This window comes from Kitasatospora sp. MBT66 (assembly GCF_000710405.2).
In the GTDB taxonomy this organism is placed as follows: domain Bacteria; phylum Actinomycetota; class Actinomycetes; order Streptomycetales; family Streptomycetaceae; genus Kitasatospora; species Kitasatospora purpeofusca.
The window spans coordinates 349,907-350,726 of the sequence record NZ_JAIY01000004.1 but is presented as its reverse complement, the minus strand read 5'-3'; the positions used below and the strand labels follow the sequence as shown (position 1 = coordinate 350,726).

Below are 820 nucleotides of genomic sequence, written 5' to 3'. Positions count from 1 at the left end.
GCGCGGCGGCCAGCCGGATCGGGTCGTCCGCCGCGTCCAGGCCGGCGACCAGCGGCGCCACCGGATGGTGGGCGGCGAGCCGGTCCACCATCCCGACCAGCAACTCGCCCGCCGGGAGCGGGGCGACCTCCCCGGGGATCCGGGCCCGGGCGCGCCGCTGCGGGTCGTCCGTCCAGCTCGGGTCGAGCAGCAGCGACCAGTCCACCGGGACGGCATCCCGGTCGGTGGCGACGAATAGACCGCACGCGGCCTGGCACTTGACGGTCCGGCCGGTCGCCGGATCGAACCGCCGATGGACCCCCACCACCTGGTCGCCGCGCTTGGGGACGACCGCGAGCCCGGCGGTCCAGGCCCGCACCGGGCGCGGCCCGGCGGCCAGTTCGGCGAGCACCCGCCGGGCCGGACGCCAGTCCCAGGGGCTGCCGTTGATGAACTGCTGGAGCGAGAGCGAGACGGTGGCCGCGGCCGCTGGCCCGCTGGTCAGGCTGGCGGCCATGTTGGCCAGCGACTTGCGGCCGGGCGCCGCGAGCAGTCCCTGCAGATAGGCCCTGGCCCAGCGACGCTGGTCGGTCCGGCCCAGATGGGCGAAGACCTGCTCGGCGAACCGGGAGACGGCGGCTTCGCCGACCGGTGAGAGGGGTTGCGCGTCCATGTGATGAGCTCCCCGGGGTGGTGTGGTGCCGTGAGGTGCCGTCCTCGGGAGGATAGTGAACGATCGCTTTGTTCCGACTCCCCTCCGCGCCCCGGAACCGCTTTGGCGAATTCCGGTATCCCGGTGGCCGACGGCCGCGCAACGCACACGGTCAAATGTTCGGCACGG

1 protein-coding gene is annotated in these 820 nt (G+C 74.3%); it reads right to left on the bottom strand.

The features are described 5' to 3' along the window. A partial coding sequence (locus BI06_RS46070; RefSeq protein ID WP_149030333.1) for a transposase occupies nt 1–652 on the bottom strand: 652 nt, incomplete at its 3' end. Nucleotides 653–820: the final 168 nt, after the last annotated feature.